We start from the raw sequence: 21,641 nt of genomic DNA on the forward strand, positions 1-21,641 counted from the left end.
ATCATATGCAAGGATATTGCTTTAGAATTTTGAGAATATTCTCATCAAAAAAGATAGAAAAATAGGAGTATTTGTAGTATAATGACGGAGTGAAATATAAAAATAGAAATAAAGCCAGTTTTCCAATTTGGCAGTACCTTATCGGTATTTTTATCGTTCTCAGTGTTCTTGTCTTTTCATTTTTTGCAGTTTTGCAAGTATCTATGCAGCCGAGACAGTCGGCTAAGGAAGCAAGCAGCCGCTTGGCCACGGAATACGCAGATCTTGAAAAAGTTGACTCATTTGCTATCTACAATGGGCAGGAATCTTACTACAGTCTGCTTGGCAAGACAAGTAAGGGTGTCGAAAAGGCTGTATTGATTGCAAAAGATTCCAATGAGATTCGGGTCTATCGACTGGACCAAGGTGTCAGTCAGGCTGATGCGAAGAGCATTGCCAAGGAAAATGGAGCAGGAACTATTGATAAGGTGACCATGGGCTATTTTCAGGATCAGCCCATCTGGGAAGTCAAGTCGGGAGGCACCTACTACCTGATTGGTTTTGAAAGCGGACTCTTGGTCAGCAAGGAGGGACTATGAAATTATCAAATCGTGTCTTAAAGATGGAAGAAAGCGTGACTTTAGCAACAGCAGCGCGTGCTAAGGCTTTGAAAGCGCAGGGGCGGGATATCCTGTCTTTGACTCTGGGAGAGCCGGATTTTCCGACGCCTAAGAATATCCGAGATGCGGCTGTAGCAGCAATTGAGGATGGACGTGCTAGCTTTTATACAGTGACTAGCGGTCTGCCAGAGCTAAAAGAAGCAGTGGTGGAGTATTTTGCCAACTATTACGGCTACACAATCCAGCCTAATCAAGTGACGGTGGCAACCGGAGCTAAGTTCTCCCTCTATACCTTCTTTATGAGTGTGCTTGACCCAGGTGATGAAGCTATCATTCCGACGCCTTACTGGGTCAGCTACGGGGACCAAATTAAGATGGCCGAGGGGACTCCTGTTTTTGTCCAAGCTACTGAGGAAAATAATTTCAAGGTAACGGTGGAACAGTTAGAAACTGCTCGTACTGATAAGACCAAGGTCTTGGTTTTGAACTCGCCGTCCAATCCGACGGGTATGATTTATACAGCGGATGAGCTGAGGTCGATTGGGAACTGGGCTGTAGAGCATGACATTCTGATTTTGGCAGATGACATTTATGGACGTCTGGTTTATAACGGCAATAAATTTACGCCAATTTCTAGTCTATCTGAGGAGATTCGCAAGCAGACAGTGGTCATCAATGGTGTCTCTAAGAGCTACTCCATGACAGGCTGGCGGATTGGCTATGCAGTTGGTGAGCCAGAGATTATAGCAGCTATGAGTAAGATTGCAGGTCAGACGACTTCTAACCCGACAGTAGCGGCTCAATATGCAGCTATCGAAGCTCTGACTGGCAGTCAGGAAACGGTTGAGACTATGCGTCAAGCCTTTGAAGAGCGTCTCAATACCATCTATCCTCTCTTGGCTAAGGTGCCAGGATTTGAAGTGGTCAAGCCACAAGGAGCCTTCTATCTTTTTCCAAATGTCAAGAAAGCCATGGAAATGAAAGGATATACCAATGTGACCGAGTTTACGACAGCAATTTTAGAAGAAGTTGGCGTAGCTCTGGTGACCGGAGCAGGCTTCGGTGCTCCAGAAAATGTCCGTCTTAGCTATGCGACAGATATGGAAACACTCAAAGAAGCTGTTGGACGCCTGCAGCAATTTATGGAGAGTAAATAGAGAACACAATCCGGCATTGCTTGCTAAAGAAAACGGCTCTTTGTCAACTGTAGTTGGTAGAAAGTTTAAATCCGAGAGAGGACCAAATTGGTTCTCTCTTTTTGTATGTTCAAAGCGAGGAGGATTTTAGTTCTAAAGTTCTTAAAATTGCGAAAGCCGAAGGCCGCTCGTTTGATATCCTTGATGAGCTTGTTGGTAGCCTCGAGCTTGGCGTTGGAATAGTCGAACTGGAGTGCATTTGTGATGTAAGGTTTGAGTTTTAGGAAGCTCTCAAAAACTCTTTTGAAGGTCGAATTGACAAGATTCATGTTGTCTTCGATGATTTCAAAAAATTCTGTAGTACGTTTCTCTTGGAAATGGAAGAGCAAGAGCTGGTAGAGATCGTAGTAATAACGGAGTTCTTCTGAGAATTGAAGTGTCTTGTCCACGATTTCCTTAGGCTTTAGGGTCTGCCTAAAGGTCTTGGAATAAAAGCGATGACGAGACAGTTTTCTGCTTTCTCTCTGAAATAGTCGCCAGTGGTTTTTCAGCGCACGATAAGGCAGAGATTTCTTGTCAAAGGTCTTCATGATAGCGATTCGAGTGGTCATCATGGCTTTGCCAAGATGTTGGACGATGTGAAACCTATCCAACACAATTCTGGCCTTAGGAAATAGTTGCTTGATGATTGGAATGTAAGTGCCAGACATGTCCACGGTCACGACTTTGACCTGTTCTCTGACCTTTCTCGGGTAGCGGTAGAAATAATTTTTGATGGTATTCTGGCGATTGTTTTCGAGGAGGGCGATGATTTTCCTGGTCTCGAAATCCTGTGCAATGAAGGCTAATTTGCCTTTGTTCCTAGAAAATTCATCCCAGGAGATGACCTCGGGAAGTTTGGTGTAATCCTCTTTGAAAGTGAACTGAGCCAGCTTTCTCTGGACGGTTGAGACGGAGATGTGGAGGGTTCTGGCAATATCGGTATTGGCTCGATTTTCGGTCAAGAGCTGGGTGAGCTTCTTCCAGACCAGGTGTGAAATCTGGTGGTTCTTGTCTACGATGGGTGTCTCAGCTACGGTCACCCGATGACAAGATTTACACTGAAATCGCCGCTTCTTGAGACGGAGCAGAGTTGGAAACCCTTGTGCATCCAAGAGTGGGATTTTAGAGGACCTCTGAAAACCGTACTTAATCATCTTACCGCCGCAGTGAGGGCAGGAAGGAGCTGCATAATCCAGTCTAGCCCGAATTTCAAGATGGGTCTGGTGCTGCAAGATGAAGGTAATTTTGATATTTAAGTCTTTCATTCCCAGCAATTCTGTGGTATTCTTGATGTGTTCCATATGAGTCTTTCTAATGAGTTGTTTGCGCTTTTCATTATAGGTCGTATGGGACTTTTTGTATACATTCAAAAAGCCCTATAACCTCTGTGTCGGATTTACCAACTACAGATATTATAGAGCCAAGAAAACCTACAAAGATTTATAAACAATAGATAAGGATGAACTCAGCGTTCGTCCTTTTCAATTTATTTTTGACTGTACTGGCAATGAGTTAAATAATATTGAAAGATATGGAAGTGTTTTTTACTTTAGCCAAAATTAGAAAGCTTTAGCATGGATAAATGTTAATTTGCTTCGCTTAGAATTTAACTGATACCGGATTTTAAGAAATATTGGAAGGAGAATAATATGAAACGTCGTTTGATTTTCTTATTCTTGCTAGGAGCTTATGTTTTCTTTGATTCAGAGGTGGGGTGGACCACTATTTCCGAATCCAATGGCTATAGTTTGCAAGCCAAAGGTCATCTCTATCGTATCCAATATTATGAGAATGACTCGGCCAGAATAGACTGGTATTTGAGCAAATATCAGCCAGAACTGAGATTAAATATGAGAATCTTAGAACGCCCAACTGCTCCCAGTTCTTACACTAAGGAGGAGATATCTGGACAGGGCTCTGCACGCTTTTTGATGGTTTGTAGAACTTGGGGTTTTGCGGAGAACAGTCAAAAGTTTTTAATTAAACGTGCCTATTATAAGGTTGATATTAGACTTAATAAAAAGATGGAGGTAGATACTGAGAAGAGCAGTATGACCTACTGGAAGACGGAAGAAGAGATAAAGGATGATCCGCCTGTTGATTAAATAGCAGCTATCAATGGCAGATTAACTAAGTATAAGTAACTTTCTGATAGGAATCACCAGACGACTTAAAAATTTGAGGAGTATTTAGTTGAAGACGATGGTGTTTCGGTGTATAATAAAAGAAGGTCCATTTGGTCTAGCCCTGCATTCTATTCACTTGCAGTGTGTTCCTCATGGTCTTTTTACTTAAGTAATAATAGGGATGAAGATTATTTTGTACAAAAGGAGATAAAATGGGTTTTATCAGAAAGGAAATAGGGAAAAGAGAGAAGAAGCTTCTCGAGGATTTTTCTATTGAAGAAAAAGAACTGGCTTTGCCATTTTTACTAGAGGATGAGGAGAGAGGAATTTTTCTCTGCGTCAAGCAATTTCGTATTGGGGAAGGGAAATATCAAGTCTTAGCCATGATTCTCGGTGGCCACTTGCTTGAATTTCGCCTAGAAGAAGAGAGGGCTGATAGATATCCAGCCCGCAATGAAGAAGATCAAAGTGTAAAAGGTCTATCGACAGAAACAATCTCCCAGCTTGTTATTCCCAAGGTTTTAAAAGGACGAGAGGACAAGATCATAACAGTGATTCAACATGCCCTGTCGCAGATTAACCCTTATTATGATACAAAGATAAGGGAAGTAAACCACGTGGAGTACAGATAAAGAGGAGATAGGATATGGGATTATTAGAAAAGTGTCTGGATTTTTTCCCGACTAGGCGGGCTGTCAGTGACATAGAAGAAGAGATGACTTGGGAGGAAGAATTTACCCCTAAAAGAGTTCACCATAAAGAAGTCAGTAGTGGCCCTCAGAAGGAGACTGAGGGAACAGCAACTCTTCCTCAAGAAGGAAGTTGGAAGTTTGTGCACGAGATGATTTCTGAAGAAGGGATTGAGCTTTTAAAGAAGGCTGGGATTGATGATGAGCTAGTCTTTGAGACGGGTGATTGGGTTGCAGATCATGATTTGGGGATTTATCTGGTCCTTTATCGCTTTGGTGGCAGAACCAACTGGAAGAAGACTTATAAGCTAATCTTGCAAGGACAGGTGATTGAATTTAAGACCAAGACCATTTTTCATCAGCAGGATTTTTCTTATGAAGATGGGGAATTCACTAAGGGAGTGATTGTCAAAAATGTCTCCAATATGCTTCTGCCCTTAGCTTTCGAAGGTCAACAGCAGCGCGTGCTCCATATCATTCAAGCAGCTCTGTCAGCAGCTAGCCCAAGCTATGATACGGTCATTTACAGGGCGAACTTTGATTTGGTTTAGGAGGGGAAGATGATATATATTACAAGAGAAGATCTTTTGACTTGGCTGGACAAACATGAGCCGGTGGTCAATCGTCAGAAGGACATTGCGGCTTTTCATAAAGAACTGTCGTTTCGTCTGCAAAGAATGGACTTTCGACCGTCTACCAGTTCAAAAGATCCGCAGAGAGATGTTTGTGAAGACCCTGACCAAGAGCTGACTGTAGCCTTTACTCAGGATTGGGAGGGGAATTATGCGACGATCGATCAGAGTCCAGGAGGTCAGATTCTCAGCGATCAGCGCTTTAAGATGGCTTTGAAAAAAGTCTTGAACTATGATGATGACATGGTTGATCGACTGCTATATGGAACAAAAAATTAGTCCTCTTATTCAGAGAGAGTTATCCGCCAGCCTTTAGGAGGCTGGTTTTTTAATTTTTCTGAGATTTAGACTCTTCAAGGATAGCTATTGCAATCGCTTTATGGTAAAATATAGAACAGATGTCCAAAAGATTTGTCTTGAAATAAAGTGACATTTAGCAACCAATCTAGGAGGCAGATATGATTGATCATTTTGAGATAAAGGTCAGGAATCTACAAATTTCAAAAGACTTTTATACAAGTTTTCTTTCTCCTCTAGGCTACAAATTGGCTTTTAGAAGTAGTTCTCTACTCAGTTTTGTTGCTCCCAACAGCCCACATCCTGGTGGAGATTTTTGGTTGGGGGAGGGAGAGCAGTCTCCGATTCACTTTGCTTTTTTGGCAGAAAACCATGAGCAGGTTCAAGCTTGTTATGAGGCTGGTTTAAAGGCAGGGGGAAAAGACAACGGTGCGCCAAATTATCGGGGGAACCTTTCGTCATATTATGCAGCCTTTGTCTTGGATCCGGATGGTAATAATGTCGAGGCAGTCTGTCATAAAGAATAAAAAATAGAAAAGAGAAAAAACGTGTCAAAGAAAATCGTAACAATTATTGATGTGAAAAATTATGTTGGTCAAGAAGTGACCATTGGTGCTTGGGTAGCCAATAAGTCAGGTAAGGGTAAGATTGCTTTCTTGCAGCTGCGTGATGGCTCTGCCTTTTTCCAAGGGGTGGCCTTCAAGCCCAACTTCATCGAGAAATTTGGCGAAGAAGAAGGATTGGCGAAGTTTGATACGATTAAAAAGCTTAGCCAAGAAACTTCTGTCTATGTGACAGGGATTGTCAAGGAAGACGAGCGTTCAAAATTTGGCTACGAGCTGGACATTACAGACATCGAAATCATCGGCGAGTCAAATGACTATCCAATCACGCCAAAAGAACATGGGACTGACTTCCTCATGGACAACCGTCACTTGTGGCTGCGTTCTCGTAAGCAAGTGGCTATGATGCAAATCCGCAATGCCATCATCTATGCTACCTATGAATTCTTTGACAAGAATGGTTTTATGAAGTTTGATAGCCCAATCTTGTCAGGAAATGCAGCAGAAGACTCAACTGAGCTCTTTGAAACAGACTACTTCGGAACTCCAGCTTACTTGAGCCAATCTGGTCAGCTTTATCTGGAAGCAGGTGCTATGGCTCTTGGTCGTGTCTTTGACTTTGGTCCTGTATTCCGTGCCGAAAAATCAAAAACCCGTCGTCATTTGACTGAGTTCTGGATGATGGATGCAGAGTATTCATACTTGACGCATGATGAGTCACTTGACTTGCAAGAAGCTTATGTTAAAGCCTTGATTCAAGGTGTTCTTGACCGTGCTCCTCAAGCTTTGGAAACTCTGGAACGTGATGTAGAACTTTTGAAACGCTATATTGCTGAGCCTTTCAAGCGTGTTAGCTATGATGAAGCGATTGACCTCCTGCAAGCTCATGAAAATGATGAAGATGCAGATTATGAGCATCTGGAACATGGTGATGACTTTGGTTCACCGCATGAAACATGGATTTCAAACCACTTTGGTGTACCAACCTTTGTCGTGAACTACCCAGCAGCCATCAAGGCTTTCTACATGAAACCAGTTCCTGGAAATCCAGACCGTGTCCTTTGTGCGGATCTACTGGCACCAGAAGGCTATGGCGAAATCATCGGTGGTTCCATGCGTGAGGAAGACTACGATGCTCTTGTTGCTAAAATGAATGACCTTGGTATGGATACGACAGAATATGAATTCTACCTTGATCTTCGTAAGTATGGAACAGTTCCACATGGTGGCTTCGGTATCGGTATCGAGCGTATGGTAACCTTTGTAGCAGGTACCAAGCATATCCGTGAAGCCATTCCATTCCCACGAATGTTGCACCGTATTAAACCATAAAACGAATCGAACGCCCATGGGGCGTTTTTTCAACAGTAAACTATGAAATAATCCAAATACAAAATTTTAGAGAAAGAAGAGGTAGGAGTCATGTAAACAGCAGATTAACAAGTGACAAAGGATAGAAATTAGAAAACACTTGTTAAAGGAGAAAATATGTTTAAAAGAAGTTATCGGAAAAATATCGGCCTGATGGCTGGAGTAGAATTTTTTGCCTTTCTAGGCATTACTAGTTTTTGGATTTTATTTCTAAGTCAAAACGGCATGTCACTTTGGCAGATTGGGCTTTTGGAAAGTATTTTTCATGCGACTAGCCTTATTTGTGAAATTCCTTCTGGGATGTTGGCGGATCGCTTTTCCTACAAGACCAATCTTTATCTGAGCCGGATAGCTGGGATTGTGTCTTCTGTTCTCATGTTGGCGGGGCAGGGGAACTTTTGGGTTTATGCACTGGCTATGGTGATTAGTGCTTGGTCCTATAATTTTGATTCGGGTACAAGTGCGGCCATGGTTTATGATTCTTCTGTAGAGGCTGGACTCAAGGAACGTTACTTATCCATCTCCAGTTTTATGTCTGGAGTGGCTGAAGCGACCCGGTCTTTGGGAACGGTCTGGGCTGGATTTTTTGTCCATGGACAATTGCATCTGACCTACTATATCATGATTGGGACCTCTATCATCGTTCTTTTCTTGACTTGGATGCTGAAGGAGCCAAGTGTCAAAGCAGAGAAAGCAGAACGTCTGACCATGAAAAAGATTATCTGGGCTGTCAAAGAGGAGTTGCAAAGAAATCCTAGTCTTTTTATCTGGATGATTCTTTCCCAAATCATCGGAACACTGATGTGTATGTTTTATTTTTATTATCAGAATCAATTGCCTGACTTAAAAGATTGGCAGATTTCGGTAGTCATGCTGATTGGCAGTGCTTTGAATATCTTAGCGGTCTATCTGGCGAGTGTGATTGGGAAGAAGTATTCTGCCCTAAAACTCTTTCCTTCAGTGGTCCTTCTTACTGGAGCAAGCTATCTGCTGTCCTATTTTGGAACGCCAATCATCTATATTTTGATTTATCTAATCAGCAACGCCTTGTATGCTCTTTTCCAGCCGGTTTTTGACAATGATTTACAAAAACAGCTGCCAAGTGAGGTACGGGCGACCATGCTCAGTGTCTACTCTATGATGTTCAGCCTGAGTATGATCGTCATTTTCCCTGTGACAGGCTGGTTGATTGATTACTTTAGCTTTGCCTGGACTTTTATAGCTTTGGGCGGCTTCTTATTAGCAACGACACCGTTTTTGCATATGGGTCTAAAGAAAATAAGCCAGAATTTACAAGAGGTCTAATATCAATATTCTCTTTCTGCTGGTCAGAAGGAGAATATTTTTACCCTTTGAAAATTATGGTAAAATAAATACAGTTTAATGGAGAAGAAGGCAGTATGAAAGATTTATTGAAATATTTCAAGGGCTATATCAGGGAGTCTTTGCTGGGGCCCTTGTTCAAGCTTTTGGAAGCCAGTTTTGAACTATTGGTTCCGCTTTTGATTGCGAGGATTGTGGACGAGACCATTCCTAGACAAGACAGCTCCCATCTCTACTGGATGGTTTTTCTTTTGATGGGTTTGGCTGCGCTGGGTGTGGTGGTAGCGGTGGTGGCCCAGTATTATTCGTCAAAGGCGGCAGTGGGCTTTACTCGTCAGATGACAGGTGACCTCTATCAAAAGATTCTGCGCTTGCCCAAGGCCAGTCGGGATGAGCTGACGACCTCAAGCTTGGTGACTCGGCTGACGAGCGACACCTATCAGATCCAGATGGGCATCAATCAATTTCTTCGTCTCTTTCTGCGGGCGCCTATCATCGTTTTTGGCTCCATCATTATGGCCTTTACTATCAGTCCGGCCATTACCTTGTGGTTCTTGCTCATGGTGGCAATTTTAACGGCTATTATCGTTTTCATGTCTCGTCTCATGAATCCTCTCTATGCTAAGATTCGCCAGCTGACAGATCAGCTAGTCAATCTGACGCGTGAGCAGCTGCAGGGCATGCGGGTTATACGAGCTTTCGGTCAGACTCAGCGCGAGGTTCAGACCTTTCGCAATCGTAACGAGCTCTATAAAACCTGGCAAATCAGGACGGGAGCTCTGGCTAGTCTGATTAGCCCTCTGACCTTTCTTACAGTCAATGGTACTCTGGTTGCTGTGATTTGGCAGGGGAATGCTTTTATTGGTAAGGGATTGCTGACCCAGGGGATGCTAGTGGCCTTGGTCAATTATTTATTGCAAATTTTGGTGGAATTGCTCAAGCTGGCTATGCTAGTCAACTCACTCAATCAAAGCTATATCAGTGCAGGCCGCATTAGTCAGGTCTTCGAGCAAGCAGAAGAAGATGTCCTGCAGGAATTAGTGCAGGAAACAGCTCTGCTAGATCAAGCTATTAAAGTCCAGCAGGTCAGCTTTTCCTATCCAAATGCAGCTAGTCCTGCCCTGACAGGTCTGACTTTTGATTTGAAAAACGGCCAGACTTTAGGTGTTATTGGTGGGACAGGTTCAGGTAAGTCTACCCTGGTTCAGCTGCTGGCTCATCTCTATCCAGTTGCTGCTGGTCAGTTGACCATCTTTTCCCAAGGACGCAGTCCTAAAAATCTGAGCGAATGGCGGTCTTGGATCAGTCTGGTACCTCAGAAGGCGGAGCTTTTTCAAGGAACTGTTCGCTCCAATCTGACTTTAGGACTGTCAACCAAGCCAACGGACGCAGACTTGTGGCAGGCTTTAGAGATTGCTCAGGCGGCAGACTTTGTCTCTCAGAAGGAAGGTGGCTTGGATGCGACTGTAGAGGCCTTTGGCCGGAATTTTTCTGGCGGTCAGCGTCAGCGTTTAACCATTACCAGAGCTGTCTTGCGGAGGGCGCCTTTCTTGGTTTTAGATGATGCGACCTCAGCTCTGGACTATCTGACAGAGGCAAGACTCTTGCATGCTATTAAGAATGAGTTGACAGAGACCAGTTTGGTCTTGATCTCTCAGCGGACCAATAGCTTGCGCTCAGCGGACCAAATTTTAGTCCTAGATAAGGGAGAACAGGTGGCTCTTGGTCGCCATGAGGAACTCTTAGGCAGCTCCGCCATTTACCGAGAAATTCATCACTCACAGCATAGTCAAGGAGAGGAGGGAAAGCATGAAGCATAAGACATCACCTAGTAGCTTGAGGCGTTTGACTCGAGATTTGCTGCAGGCGCGCTGGCTCTTTCTCCTAGCTAGTCTGGGAACGGTGGCTCAAGTGGCTCTAACTGTTCTTCTTCCAGTTTTAATCGGGAATGCGGTTGATAGTGTTCTTCTTCCTCAAGCGGAGCAGCATTTGATGCCGATTTTGGGGCAGATGCTGTTGGTCATCTTAGCCAATACGCTGATTCAGTGGCTCAATCCCTTGCTCTATAATCAGCTGGTCTATCGCTATAGCCAGCAGCTCCGACAGGGTATTATCAAGAAAGTACACTATCTGCCTTTGGCCTATCTGGATCGGCAGGGAACTGGCGACTTGGTTAGTCGGGTGACGACAGATTTGGAGCAGCTCAGCAATGGCCTACTTATGGTTTTTAATCAATTTTTTGTGGGTTTGCTGACAATTTTAGTGACCATCATTAGTATGGCTCAGTTGGACTTTTTCCTCCTGCTTTTGGTCTTGCTTTTGACGCCCCTTTCTCTTTTCTTAGCGCGCTTTATAGCCAAAAAGAGTTTTAGCTTTTTCCAACGTCAGACGCAGGCCAGAGGAGCGCAGACTCAACTGATTGAGGAAAGTCTGACCCAGGAAAGTCTGATACAGGCTTTTAATGCTCAAGAGCAGTTTGATGCAGCTTTTACTCGCAGCAATCAAACCTATGCGGACTATTCTCAGGCGGCTATTTTCTATTCTTCGACGGTCAATCCTTCGACTCGTTTTATCAATGCCCTGATCTATGCTTTAATTGTAGGCTTTGGGGCTGTCCGAATCATTCAGGGAACAGGCTTTACGGTTGGGCAGCTGGTAACTTTTCTCAACTACGTCAACCAGTACACCAAGCCTTTCAATGATATATCGTCAGTCATGTCGGAATTGCAGAGCGCTTTAGCTTGTGCAGAGCGGATTTATAGCGTTTTGGACCAAGAAGAAATGGCAGAGTCTGGTCAGGAAATTCTTCGGTCTGAAGATGTAAAAGGACAGATTAGTTTTGAGCATGTAGCTTTTGGCTATGAGCCTGAAAAAGAGCTGATTCAGGATTTGAATATAAGGATTCCAGCAGCTAGCAAGGTCGCCATTGTCGGTCCCACTGGTGCTGGCAAGTCAACTCTGATCAATCTCCTCATGCGCTTTTACAATGTTGATAGTGGTCTTATTTCACTAGACGATGTTCCCATCAGTCATTACACTAGAGCCTCTTATCGTCAGCAGTTTGGCATGGTACTGCAAGAGACTTGGCTCAAGACGGCGACCATTCATGACAACATAGCTTTTGGCCGGCCAGATGCCAGCCGAGAGGAGGTCATTGAAGCTGCCAAGGCGGCCAATGCTCATTTCTTTATCCAGCAGCTGCCTCAGGGGTATGATACTTACCTGGCGGATGCTGGGGACTCCCTTTCTCAAGGTCAGCGGCAGCTCTTGACCATTGCGCGTGTCTTCCTTTCGGTTCCTAAAATCCTAATCTTGGATGAGGCGACTTCCTCTATCGATACTCGGACAGAAGTCTTGATTCAGGAGGCTTTCAGCAAGCTCATGGTGGGGCGTACTAGCTTTATCATCGCCCACCGCCTGTCTACTATTCAAAATGCTGACATCATCCTCGTTATGGTAGATGGCAATATCGTCGAACATGGGAATCATCAGGAGCTCATGGCAGCCAGAGGCGTTTATTACCAAATGCAGACGGCGCAGGAGTAGAAGGGAGCATTATTAAAGTTCAAAGATTGATGCTAAACAAAACTAAAGAGTCTGGGACAAAAAGATTTCAATTTTTAAAAATCTTAATTATCAAGCCCTTCAAATCTATAATTAAATGCGAAAAGCGAACAAAGCAGAATTCTGATTACCAGAAAACTAGTTTTGTTCGCTTTTTATATTTGAGGTTGGACTTTTGTCCCAGACTCTTTTTGCTTATAATTCAACTTCCTCCAACCCTGTCTCCGTAAGTCGATAAATCTTCTGGCAGACTTCTTTGAGAAAGATTCGGTCGTGGGAGACAGCGATAATGGCGCCAGGATAGGTCGCCAAAAACTGGCGAACCTGAGGCTGAGAGGTGGGAGAGAAGTTGCGGGTTGGTTCGTCCAGAAGGAGGACATTGGGACGGTCTAGGACAAGTTTGAGCAGGAGGAGCTTGGCTTTTTGACCTCCGGAAAGCTGCCCAATCGGGTGGCGGGCCTCGTCGCGCGTGAATTGGAGACTGGCCAGATGAGTCAGGATTTTCTCCTCCTGGGACTTGTCGCCAGAGGGAGCCAGAAAGTCCAAAGGACTGCTCTCATCAGCCAGCAAGTCTCCATAATGCTGGGGCATGTAGCCGACCCGCATATCTGTCCGCTCACGCAGAATCTTCCATATTTCCTTAAGCAGAGTAGACTTGCCTGAGCCATTAGCACCAATCAGTCCGATTTTTTCCTGGCCGCAGACCTCCAGAGTCAGGTTTTCCGCCAGTTGTCGTTCGTCTATTTCTAGTTCCATTTCTTCTAATTTTAGGATTCTTTTGCTCAATGGCAGAGCTTCTATGTTTGAGAAGTGAAGGCTGATGGCATCTTCCTGTGTTGGGATTTCTGTCATTTCAGCAGCTGCCTTTTCAAATCGCTTGCCCTGTGAGAGAACGTTTTTCATCTTCTTAGCTACCAGTCGACCTGCAGTAGCGTCATGGGTGTTTCGTAAAGTATGCTCCACACTCTGCTTAACCCGTCGGTGTTTTTCCATGGTCTTGGCGTGTTCTTCCCGCTCTTTCCGTGCCAATTGACCTTGTTTTTCAAAGGATTCCTGACGTTGATGGCGGTAATTTTCATAGTTCAGACTCTTGACACTGGTTCTAGCCTCCTGCTTCTTTTTGATTCGCTCCAGATGAACAATCTTGGTCGCAGCTTGAGCGAGAAAGTGCTCGTCGTGAGAGACGAAAAGGACAGTTTGCTGGATATGGGTGATAAAGTTTTCCAGCCAAGTCAGGGTTTCGAGATCAAGGTCATTAGAGGGCTCGTCAAGAAAGAGAATATCCCAATCACTGGCTAGTTTCTTGATGAGCTGAACTTTAAGCTTTTCTCCTCCAGATAGGCTGGCGAGCTGCTGCTGACTGGCAAAACGCTGGCTGTCAAAGTTGAGCTCGCCAGCATAGCGATAGAGCTTGGCATAGTCTAGCTCGGTCTCAAAATCAGCAAAGAAATAGTCATTGAGCGTTAGTTGGGCATCCTTTGAAGGAAGCTGCTGGGGTAAGTAGACAGCAGCAGTATAGGACTTGTCAATCTGTCCGCTGTAGCTGACATAGGAACTGACCAGTCGCTCGTCTAGCAGGAGCTTGAGCAGGGTGGACTTGCCATTGCCCTCCTCACCGATAATAGCAATCTTGTCTCCTTGATTGACAGTCAGTGACAAATCTTTGACTAACTCTTTCAGGTCTTTTAGGTGGGTGATCGTTAGATTTCTTATTTGAAGCATAGATGTCTCCTTCGTTTTTTAACACAAAATACAGCCCTGCTTTATTTAGCAGAGCTGTTGAGATTGCACAAAGCAGACATAGGAGTGTCCAAGTAGGCTTATTCGTCTATAGGCTTCCAGCTTCCACTGTCATAGTAATCTAAAGATAAGCAAATAAAAGCTAGAAGGCACAAAAAACGAACATCCCGCGGATATGCAGAAACATGACAAAATCTACTAAATAAAGTTTCCTTTAAAAAATAGATTTAATTTTTCATGTCTCCGTGTACCTCCGAAATAGTTCTGTCTTAAGTCTAGCAAAAGATAGTAGATACGTCAAGCGCTTTCAAAAAAATAAAAATTTCCTAAATTGTCAAATTAAGTTAGACTTTTCAAGTAACTCAGAAAAACTTGGTATGGTGTTTGATAATTTAAAGATTTCCTAGGAATTCTATTTCTTTTATCAGCGATAGCTGATAAATAATTTTGAGAAATAGCAGTAAAATCCATTTGTTTCGGTAATCCATTTCGTCTTAATAAGCCATTAGAATGTTCATTGAGGCCTCTTTGACCAGGACAGCCTGGATCCGCAAAGAAAATATCAATGTCATGCGCATTCGAAATAGACTTCCAATTAGAAAATTCTTTCCCACAATCAAAAGTTATCGACTTAAAAAGATGGCTGGGAACTTGAGACAACCATTGATTGATGGAAACCTCAATATCACTTGCTTTCCGTCCATTAGTTTTCAGTGTGATGATGGCTTTTGAGAGGCGTTCTACCAAAGTAATAACCGCACTTTTGTGTTTCTCGCCAACAATGGTATCCCCTTCTAGATGACCAAATTCTGTCTTAAAATTAGGATAAATGGCTGCTCTCTCACGTAAATCTCTGCGAAACGCTTGTTTTCCTCGTTTTTCGCTATGACCATTTGGTTTTCTTTTGCCTTTCCAAGGGAGATCCTCTTTCTTTAAAATACCACGGTCTGCTAGTCGATAGAGAGTTCTCATAGAACAAGAAACCCTATCTGGATAAGTTCCTTTAATGACATCAAGGCTCCAATTTTGTTCTAAATGAGTTTGGATAAAATCTTTTTCTGCTTGCGTAAGCCTTGTTTTATTCCGACCACAGCGTTTCTTATTGACTTTATATCGGTTATAGTAATCATAAGCAGAGTGCCCCTCTTTCAGATAGTTGATGACAGTGTAGATTGTCTGTTTCGATCTTCCTAGTGAGTTCGCAATATCTGAAATTTTTATGTCTTCTTGATAGTAAGCCTCTATCATTACGAGTTCATTTGAGGTAAGATGTGTATAGGTCATTTATGTTAGTTCCTTTCAGACAAATGTGGTGTTTATCTGAGCCTAATATAGATGGCTTTTTCTGTCTATCTTAATTTTACAAATTGGGTTTTTAAAAGTTTTTTTGGATACTATTTTATAAACTCTCTAAGTATATTGGTTTCAAGGCGATACTGTCAATAATTTTGTGTAAACACTCAAGCAGAGTTACGAAGTGTTAATCAAAAAAGCTTTCAAGTGTGTCAGAACATTGGCCAAATCCTTTATGGATTCGTTGACTTTGCTTGAAATTATAATCTTCAAACAGGGTAACTAAATAACGTTCCAGAGCCTCCTCATTAGGGAAAAGAACCTTCTTTTTCGTTTGACGTTTGATTTCTTTGTTGAGAGATTCAATAAGATTTGTAGAATAAATGCTATGCCAAATCTGGTAGGGAAACTGATAAAAAGTTAAAAGATTGTCCGTATTCTCTAGACTTTCCATGACTTTCCTATACTTTGGTTTCCATTCAGCGATAAAGTCCTCTAAAGCTTGTACTGCCATTTCTAAATTTTCAGCACGATAAATCCTTTTAAATTGCCCCAGAATGACTGCTCTATCTACTCGTTTGACTTTACTATCCAAATTTCGACTGATATGAATTAAGCAACGTTGTTGCTTGGCTAATGGATAAGCCTGACTGATCATCTGCTCAAGTCCCTTGAAGCCATCTGTGACTACGAGTGAAACCTGTTGAATCCCTTGATTTTGAAGCTTGTCTAGCATAGTCGACCAAGAAGCATTATTTTCATTTGGGGCAATCTCATTCTGCTTTTACTGGCTGCCATGAATCAGGACTACTCAATTGTTCAATCTTGGCGTTATATGGTCTTTGCAGGACTGGGTCTATTCTTAGCAGGATGTGCGGTTTATCCGCTCTTTAGCAAGGCTCGAAAGGGGCTCGGAAAAGGTCGCCTTTTCCTGACGGTTCTGACTAGTTTATCTGCCCTTGCGATAGTATCTAATATCCTCTACTGGTCACTTTATCAATGGTGGGTGATGTAGTTTAAAAATTCAGAAACAAGAAAAGAGCCGGCATATAAGCTGGCTCTTCGTTTGGTTTTATACATTCAACACCTTGTCCAAGAAGTCTTTGAGACGTGGATGCTGTGGATTGTCAAAGATTTGGTCAGGCTTGCCGTCCTCTAGGAATTCACCATCAGCTGTAAAGATAACGCGGTTGGCTACCTGACGGGCAAAGCCCATCTCATGGGTCACAATCAGCATGGTCATACCTTGCTGAGCCAGATCCTTCATAACGTTGAGAACGTCGCCGACCATTTCAGGGTCAAGGGCAGAAGTAGGCTCGTCAAAGAGCATGATATCTGGACTCATGGCCAGACCGCGAGCAATAGCTACCCGCTGCTTTTGACCGCCAGACAGACTGTCTGGACTAGCATCAGCCTTATCAGCCAAGCCGACCTTTTCTAAAAGCTCCATACCCAGCTTATTTGCTTCGTCTTGGGTCAAGCGCTTGTGCTCAACAGGAGCAAAGGTGATATTTTCCAGAACAGTCATGTGCGGGAAGAGGTTGAAGTGCTGGAAGACCATACCGATATTTTCTCGGACCAGATCCACATCAGTCTTCTTGTCCGTCAGATCAAAGCCATCAACTGTTATGGTCCCGCTGGTCACTTCCTCTAGCAGGTTGAGACTGCGCAGGAAGGTTGATTTACCAGATCCAGAAGGACCGATGATGCAGACTACATCTCCCTCGTAGAATTTAGCAGTAATGCCCTTTAGGACTTCGTTTTCCCCGTAGTATTTATGAAGATCATTCACATCGATTTTTAATTTTGCCATTACTTAATCCTCTTTTCTAAGCGTTTTGCCAAGCGGGTCAAGAGCGTGATAATGATGAGATAGAGCACGGCTAGGATAGCATACATGCGGAAACTCTGATAGTTGCGAGCGATGATGTCCTTACCCGTTTTGAAGAGTTCGGCCAGTCCAATAGCTGAGACAATCGTTGTATCCTTGAGTGCGATGACAAACTGATTGACAAAGTTTGGCAGCATAATCTTGGTTGCCTGTGGCAGGATAATCTTGCGCATGGTCTTGGAGTAGGAAATCCCCAAGCTGCGGCTGGCTTCCATCTGTCCAACTGGAACGGCTTGGATACCCCCGCGGACAATTTCTGCGATATAGGCGCCGGCATTGAGAGAGAGAGCGATGGTTCCTGCAACGAAAGCATTGATTGGGCTCTGTTGACCAGTCATGGATTCGATTAAGTTAGGAATCCCCCAGAAGATAAAGGCTGCCACAATCATCAGTGGAATACCACGAATGACATCGACAAAGATTTCTGCAATCCAGCGCAGCGGTTTATAAGGGCTGACGCTGAACATACCGAAGATAATCCCGATGACCATAGCAATGGCAAATGAAATCAGAGCCAAAGCAATCGTCACTCCAAGACCTTTAAGAAGTTCTTGGTAGTTGTTTTGCAGCAAGCCCCAAATAGTGGACTCATCTACAGTGGATTCTTTTACCTCGCTAGCCAGATACTTGTCTAAAATCTCTTGGTACTTGCCGCTTTCTTTCAGGTTGGCCAGTCCATTGTTAAACATCTCAATCAACTCAGGATTGCTGCCTTTTTTAACTGCGAAAGCGACTTGACCACTTGGTGTACCTTCAATAGGTGTTTTAAGGTTCTTGCCTTGTTTGATAGCGTATTTGACAACAGGCTCATCATCCATCACAGCTGCGACAGAGCCAGTGTTGAGGCTGTCATACATGGAAGCTGCATCTGAGAATGTTTTAATAGAGTAGCCGTACTTGCTCTTGTTTTCCTCAAGGAAAGTCTGAGAAGCGGTACCGGTTTTGACACCGACGGTTTTGCCCTTGAGTTCCTCGTAGGACTCGATATTGCTGCTGTCCTTGACTGCCAAGATAGAGTTGGCAGTATAGTAAGGATCGGAATAGTCAAAAGTTTTCTTGCGGGCATCAGTGACAGACATGCCGGCGATAATTCCGTCAGCCTGACCGGTCTGAACGCTATTGATAGCTGCATCAAAGCCAGGGTTGGTTACTTCCACTGTAAAGCCTTGGTCTTTGGCAATAGCCTTAATCAGCTCCATGTCAATACCAGTATATTGGTTGCTGTCATCTTGGAAGACAAAAGGAGCAAAAGATGAGTCGCTGGCAATAATGTATTTGTCTTTTTTCGGAGTAGCTTTTTGACCGGCAGGAGTAGAAGTCTCTGGAACAGCCGAGTCAGAGCTGCCTTTAGAAGCCGTCCATTTATTGATGATTTCTTCCAGACTGCCGTCTTCCTTCATCTGTGCCAAAGCCTCGTTAAACTCAGTAACTAAGTGCTCGTGCTTGCCGCCTTTTTTGACACCAAAAGCAAAGCTTCCAACAGCCTCACCTTTCATAGAAATTTTCAGGTTTTGGCCTTGATTGATGGCGTACTCAATGACCGGCTGATCGTCCATCACTGCATCGACATCACCAGCAGAAAGGCTGTTATACATTAAGTCGCCCGTATCAAAGGTTTTTAGAGTGTAACCATACTTATCCTTGTTCTTCTCAAGGAAGCGTTGGGCAGCCGTTCCAGTTTTGACACCGACTTTCTTTCCTTTCAGCTGTTCATATTTGCTGATGGTGTTTGCCTTGGTCGTCGCGATAACGACCTTGGTGTCATAGTAGGTATCAGACATGGTAAAGACTTTTTCGCGCTCGCTGGTCTTGGTCATACCAGCCATAATGGCATCCGCCTGGCCGGATTGGACCGCATTGACAGCTGCATCGAAGCCTGGGAAGCTCATGTCAATGTCCCACCCCTTGATTTCTGCGACCTTGTTGATGATATCAACGTCAATCCCCTTGTAAGTCTGATCAGAATCTTTAAATTCAAATGGTGCGTAAGCAGTATCGGATACGATTTTGACCGTATCTGCCTGGGCTGTCGCCCCTAACGCAAAAAATGGAAATAATGTTAGCAAGACTGCTAAGAATTTTTTCTTCATTTTCTTCCTCCTTTTTAGCATTCTAGCATTATAGCAAAAAAACATTGATTAGGCAAATTTCTTCTGTTTTTATGTTAGGTTTTCTGACATATAAACTCTCTATTTTTGTAAGTTGAACCGCAAGTTTTCTTTGTTCTTAGCGTAAAGTCTGCTATACTGGAAATAAATGAAAGCAAGGATAGAATGAGGTTCTTATGAAAAAATCACGTATCTTGGACGGAGTTAATCAAGCTCGCTTTGTTCCTCCTTATATTTTGTCTCTTTTACTGGCAGTTGTTTTCGTGCAAGGAGGACAACAATTGGCCTATCTGGCTTTGGAGCCAATTTCGGCTGTCCTCAGTCTTATGCTAGGTTTCTTAGGGCAAGGAGGATTCTTTGAAATCTTCTTCAATTTTGCCCTGCCTTTTCTCTTATTTGGCTTTGTATTTATGATACTGGCTCTCTTTCTTTGGGTGCGCTGTGCTGAAGGACGACCGCTCGCGACTCTGGGCTTTGTTAAAAAAGGAAGCTTGGTGGAGCTAGTCAAAGGATTGGCAATAGGTTTTCTCCTCTTTAGTCTAGTCGCTCTGCTTATGCTGTTGAGCGGAGCTGGCTCTTTTGAATGGGGACAGCTGACGCTGGAACCTTTTCTCTATATCCTGATCTTGCTTCCGCTCTGGATGATTCAGGGTGGTGCAGAAGAGCTAGTGACACGAGCTTGGCTGCTGCCAGTTGCTGTCAAAAAGACCAACCTGCCCATCGGTTTGCTAACTTCGAGCCTGCTCTTTGCCCTCTTGCACCTAGGCAATCCAGATATTGGTATTCTTCCCATTCTTAACATTGCCTTATTTGGCCTCTTTGCAAGTCTCTATCTACTCCGGACGGACAATATCTGGGGGATTATTGGACTTCATGCTGCTTGGAACTTTACTCAAGGAAATATCTATGGTTTCAGTGTTAGTGGTACTGGTGTTGACGCGGCAGTCCTGAACTTTATCCCTAAGTCAGAATGGAGTTGGCTGACTGGAGGAGCTTTCAGCGCTGAAGCCTCTGTTTTCAGCTCGCTCATTCTCTTGCTGGCCGTGCTTTACTTGCGTTTCAGGATGAAAAAAGACGGCAGTTTGACAGATTTAGTGAGAATGGCTCAGAAACAGTATTGACAGCTAGCTTTTGCCCATCCTAAAATAATATGCTATAATAAATTCAAACAAGGAAAGGAATGTGTATATGTTTAAATCTCGTATGTTGGATGCTATCAAGCAATCGCGTTATATTCCGCCGATTTGGTTGGCTATCTTGATTGCTCTTGGTTTTGTTTATGGAGGTGGGATTTTAAGTTTTATTGGAATGTTACCGATTGGAATAATTATCGGACTCTTGATTGGTTTTGCAAATCCGACAGTTGATCCGAAAGAAGCAATGGCGGTGATTGGTCCCTATACGGTCTTTTTTCAGCTAGCTGGTTTCTTTTTTATCGCCCTAGCAGTCTTCCTCTGGGTTCGGTATCGTGAGAAGCGTCCTTTTTCTAGTTTGGGATTCTATAAACAAGACTGGTTCAAAAATCTCCTCAAAGGCTTCCTTATTGGAGCAGTTCAGTTTTCAATGGTTGTGGTCTTGCTCTTGGTTACGGGGACAGGCAGTCTGAAATTAGGTCAGGTTAGCTTACAAGATTTTATTTTCGTCCTAGCTATCATTCCTTTCTGGATTCTCCAAGGTGGGACAGAAGAGCTAGTGACGCGTGGTTGGCTCTTTCCAGCAGTTAGCGCTAAGTCAAATATCTTCATTGGTATCTTGATTTCTAGCGCTCTATTCGGGGCTCTGCACCTTTTTAACCCTGGTGTGAGCATTCTTTCTATTGTCAATATCATACTAGACGGTATCTTTGCTTGTTTCCTTATGCTCAAGTATGACAATATGTGGGTACTGGCTGGCATGCACGGCGCTTGGAATTTTGTGCAAGGAAATATCTATGGTATTCAGGTCAGTGGCCAAGGAGCATCTACCTCAATCTTGAACTACAGCTCACAATCTTCTGTGGATTTGCTATCCGGTGGGGCTTTTGGTGCTGAAGGATCTATTTTTGCCAGTATCGTCTTGATTGGCTGCATTGCCTATCTTTACTGGTCACTCAAAAAAGAAAATCGCCTGCCTCAGGCGCTGATGTTTAAGAAATAAGTATTTCGCCCAGTTGAGCTGGGCCTTTTTTATGTCTTTTAACGAGAGGTGTGACAAGAGACAGACAATGGTAGAAACGTGGCCATTCTACCTACACCCAAATCCAGAGAAAATAGGGCAAATATGGTAAA

General features: G+C 43.5%; 18 protein-coding genes and 4 pseudogenes. 15 read left to right on the plus strand and 7 right to left on the minus strand.

What is annotated here, in order from left to right; translation table 11 throughout:
- The first annotated feature begins 89 nt into the window (after positions 1-89).
- Both FFV08_05230 and FFV08_05235 read left to right on the plus strand, forming a co-directional pair.
- Positions 90-578 (plus strand): peptidase, encoded by a 489-nt coding sequence (locus tag FFV08_05230; protein ID QLB52095.1) that lies wholly within the window; start codon positions 90-92, stop codon positions 576-578.
- Positions 575-1,756 (plus strand): pyridoxal phosphate-dependent aminotransferase, encoded by a 1,182-nt coding sequence (locus tag FFV08_05235; protein QLB52096.1) that lies wholly within the window; start codon positions 575-577, stop codon positions 1,754-1,756. Before FFV08_05230 ends, FFV08_05235 begins: the two co-directional genes overlap by 4 nt.
- Positions 1,757-1,821: 65 nt before the next feature.
- Here the strand turns inward: FFV08_05235 and FFV08_05240 are convergent, their stop codons facing one another.
- Positions 1,822-3,078: an ISL3 family transposase gene (locus FFV08_05240; protein ID QLB52097.1), complete on the minus strand. Its 1,257-nt coding sequence runs from the start codon at positions 3,076-3,078 to the stop codon at positions 1,822-1,824.
- A gap of 348 nt (positions 3,079-3,426) precedes the next feature.
- Between FFV08_05240 and FFV08_05245 the strand changes: the two genes are divergently transcribed.
- From FFV08_05245 to FFV08_05285, 9 genes are all read left to right on the plus strand, one after another.
- Positions 3,427-3,882 (plus strand): hypothetical protein, encoded by a 456-nt coding sequence (locus tag FFV08_05245; protein ID QLB52098.1) that lies wholly within the window; start codon positions 3,427-3,429, stop codon positions 3,880-3,882.
- Between the two features lie 233 nt (positions 3,883-4,115).
- Positions 4,116-4,535 (plus strand): hypothetical protein, encoded by a 420-nt coding sequence (locus FFV08_05250; GenBank protein QLB52099.1) that lies wholly within the window; start codon positions 4,116-4,118, stop codon positions 4,533-4,535.
- Between the two features lie 14 nt (positions 4,536-4,549).
- A complete protein-coding gene (locus FFV08_05255) occupies positions 4,550-5,143 on the plus strand; it encodes a hypothetical protein (protein ID QLB52100.1) in 594 nt (197 codons plus the stop codon).
- Between the two features lie 9 nt (positions 5,144-5,152).
- Entirely contained in the window at positions 5,153-5,503 is a 351-nt protein-coding gene (locus tag FFV08_05260) for a hypothetical protein (protein QLB52101.1), read from the plus strand.
- Positions 5,504-5,682: 179 nt separating this feature from the next.
- Entirely contained in the window at positions 5,683-6,048 is a 366-nt protein-coding gene (locus tag FFV08_05265) for a VOC family protein (protein QLB52102.1), read from the plus strand.
- 21 nt (positions 6,049-6,069) lie between these two features.
- Positions 6,070-7,416: an asparagine--tRNA ligase gene (gene asnS, locus FFV08_05270; GenBank protein ID QLB52103.1), complete on the plus strand. Its 1,347-nt coding sequence runs from the start codon at positions 6,070-6,072 to the stop codon at positions 7,414-7,416.
- 156 nt (positions 7,417-7,572) lie between these two features.
- Complete coding sequence (locus FFV08_05275; protein ID QLB52104.1) at positions 7,573-8,760, plus strand: MFS transporter; 1,188 nt, start codon at positions 7,573-7,575, stop codon at positions 8,758-8,760.
- Positions 8,761-8,855: 95 nt separating this feature from the next.
- Complete coding sequence (locus FFV08_05280) at positions 8,856-10,598, plus strand: ABC transporter ATP-binding protein (protein QLB52105.1); 1,743 nt, start codon at positions 8,856-8,858, stop codon at positions 10,596-10,598.
- The gene (locus FFV08_05285) at positions 10,588-12,324 is read left to right on the plus strand and encodes an ABC transporter ATP-binding protein (GenBank protein ID QLB52106.1); all 1,737 of its coding nucleotides are present in this window, start codon (positions 10,588-10,590) and stop codon (positions 12,322-12,324) included. Before FFV08_05280 ends, FFV08_05285 begins: the two co-directional genes overlap by 11 nt.
- A 213-nt stretch (positions 12,325-12,537) precedes the next feature.
- Here the strand turns inward: FFV08_05285 and FFV08_05290 are convergent, their stop codons facing one another.
- A complete protein-coding gene (locus FFV08_05290) occupies positions 12,538-14,064 on the minus strand; it encodes an ABC-F family ATP-binding cassette domain-containing protein (GenBank protein ID QLB52107.1) in 1,527 nt (508 codons plus the stop codon).
- A gap of 263 nt (positions 14,065-14,327) precedes the next feature.
- Between FFV08_05290 and FFV08_05295 the strand changes: the two are divergent.
- Positions 14,328-14,411, plus strand: a pseudogene (locus FFV08_05295) (DNA polymerase III subunit delta).
- Positions 14,412-14,421: 10 nt separating this feature from the next.
- Here FFV08_05295 and FFV08_05300 read toward each other — a convergent pair.
- The 3 genes and pseudogenes from FFV08_05300 to FFV08_05310 all read right to left on the minus strand — a co-directional run bounded on the left by FFV08_05300 (position 14,422) and on the right by FFV08_05310 (position 16,150).
- On the minus strand, positions 14,422-15,366 hold the full coding sequence (locus tag FFV08_05300) for an IS30 family transposase (GenBank protein QLB52108.1): 945 nt from the start codon (positions 15,364-15,366) through the stop codon (positions 14,422-14,424).
- Positions 15,338-15,456 (minus strand): annotated as a pseudogene (locus tag FFV08_05305) (TIGR00730 family Rossman fold protein). Before FFV08_05305 ends, FFV08_05300 begins: the two are co-directional and overlap by 29 nt.
- A gap of 106 nt (positions 15,457-15,562) precedes the next feature.
- Positions 15,563-16,150: pseudogene (locus FFV08_05310) on the minus strand (IS256 family transposase).
- On the opposite strand from FFV08_05310, the pseudogene FFV08_05315 reads away from it, so the two are divergent.
- Positions 16,142-16,390: pseudogene (locus FFV08_05315) on the plus strand (methicillin resistance protein FmtA). The pseudogenes FFV08_05310 and FFV08_05315 sit on opposite strands and share 9 nt — an antisense overlap.
- A 57-nt stretch (positions 16,391-16,447) precedes the next feature.
- Here FFV08_05315 and FFV08_05320 read toward each other — a convergent pair.
- Together FFV08_05320 and FFV08_05325 are read right to left on the minus strand one after the other, a co-directional pair.
- Positions 16,448-17,188 carry an amino acid ABC transporter ATP-binding protein gene (locus tag FFV08_05320; protein QLB52109.1) on the minus strand — a complete coding sequence of 247 codons (741 nt, stop codon included), beginning with the start codon at positions 17,186-17,188 and terminating at the stop codon, positions 16,448-16,450.
- On the minus strand, positions 17,188-19,356 hold the full coding sequence (locus FFV08_05325; GenBank protein QLB52110.1) for an ABC transporter permease subunit: 2,169 nt from the start codon (positions 19,354-19,356) through the stop codon (positions 17,188-17,190). The genes FFV08_05320 and FFV08_05325 overlap by 1 nt, the downstream gene beginning before the upstream one ends.
- Positions 19,357-19,550: 194 nt before the next feature.
- Between FFV08_05325 and FFV08_05330 the strand changes: the two genes are divergently transcribed.
- A complete protein-coding gene (locus FFV08_05330) occupies positions 19,551-20,495 on the plus strand; it encodes a CPBP family intramembrane metalloprotease (protein ID QLB52111.1) in 945 nt (314 codons plus the stop codon).
- A 67-nt stretch (positions 20,496-20,562) separates the two neighbouring features.
- Positions 20,563-21,510 carry a CPBP family intramembrane metalloprotease gene (locus FFV08_05335; GenBank protein ID QLB52112.1) on the plus strand — a complete coding sequence of 316 codons (948 nt, stop codon included), beginning with the start codon at positions 20,563-20,565 and terminating at the stop codon, positions 21,508-21,510.
- Positions 21,511-21,641: the final 131 nt, after the last annotated feature.

Origin of the sequence: Streptococcus sanguinis (assembly GCA_013378335.1) — a bacterium.
GTDB classification, from domain to species: domain Bacteria; phylum Bacillota; class Bacilli; order Lactobacillales; family Streptococcaceae; genus Streptococcus; species Streptococcus sanguinis_I.

Bases quoted from the DNA above. Each gene is read 5' to 3' on its own strand.
- FFV08_05235 (QLB52096.1), top strand. From the start codon at position 575: ATGAAATTATCAAATCGTGTCTTAAAGATGGAAGAAAGCGTGACTTTA.
- FFV08_05240 (QLB52097.1), bottom strand. From the start codon at position 3,078: ATGGAACACATCAAGAATACCACAGAATTGCTGGGAATGAAAGACTTA.
- FFV08_05245 (QLB52098.1), top strand. From the start codon at position 3,427: ATGAAACGTCGTTTGATTTTCTTATTCTTGCTAGGAGCTTATGTTTTC.
- FFV08_05250 (QLB52099.1), top strand. From the start codon at position 4,116: ATGGGTTTTATCAGAAAGGAAATAGGGAAAAGAGAGAAGAAGCTTCTC.
- FFV08_05255 (QLB52100.1), top strand. From the start codon at position 4,550: ATGGGATTATTAGAAAAGTGTCTGGATTTTTTCCCGACTAGGCGGGCT.
- FFV08_05260 (QLB52101.1), top strand. From the start codon at position 5,153: ATGATATATATTACAAGAGAAGATCTTTTGACTTGGCTGGACAAACAT.
- FFV08_05265 (QLB52102.1), top strand. From the start codon at position 5,683: ATGATTGATCATTTTGAGATAAAGGTCAGGAATCTACAAATTTCAAAA.
- FFV08_05275 (QLB52104.1), top strand. From the start codon at position 7,573: ATGTTTAAAAGAAGTTATCGGAAAAATATCGGCCTGATGGCTGGAGTA.
- FFV08_05280 (QLB52105.1), top strand. From the start codon at position 8,856: ATGAAAGATTTATTGAAATATTTCAAGGGCTATATCAGGGAGTCTTTG.
- FFV08_05285 (QLB52106.1), top strand. From the start codon at position 10,588: ATGAAGCATAAGACATCACCTAGTAGCTTGAGGCGTTTGACTCGAGAT.
- FFV08_05290 (QLB52107.1), bottom strand. From the start codon at position 14,064: ATGCTTCAAATAAGAAATCTAACGATCACCCACCTAAAAGACCTGAAA.
- FFV08_05300 (QLB52108.1), bottom strand. From the start codon at position 15,366: ATGACCTATACACATCTTACCTCAAATGAACTCGTAATGATAGAGGCT.
- FFV08_05320 (QLB52109.1), bottom strand. From the start codon at position 17,188: ATGGCAAAATTAAAAATCGATGTGAATGATCTTCATAAATACTACGGG.
- FFV08_05325 (QLB52110.1), bottom strand. From the start codon at position 19,356: ATGAAGAAAAAATTCTTAGCAGTCTTGCTAACATTATTTCCATTTTTT.
- FFV08_05330 (QLB52111.1), top strand. From the start codon at position 19,551: ATGAAAAAATCACGTATCTTGGACGGAGTTAATCAAGCTCGCTTTGTT.
- FFV08_05335 (QLB52112.1), top strand. From the start codon at position 20,563: ATGTTTAAATCTCGTATGTTGGATGCTATCAAGCAATCGCGTTATATT.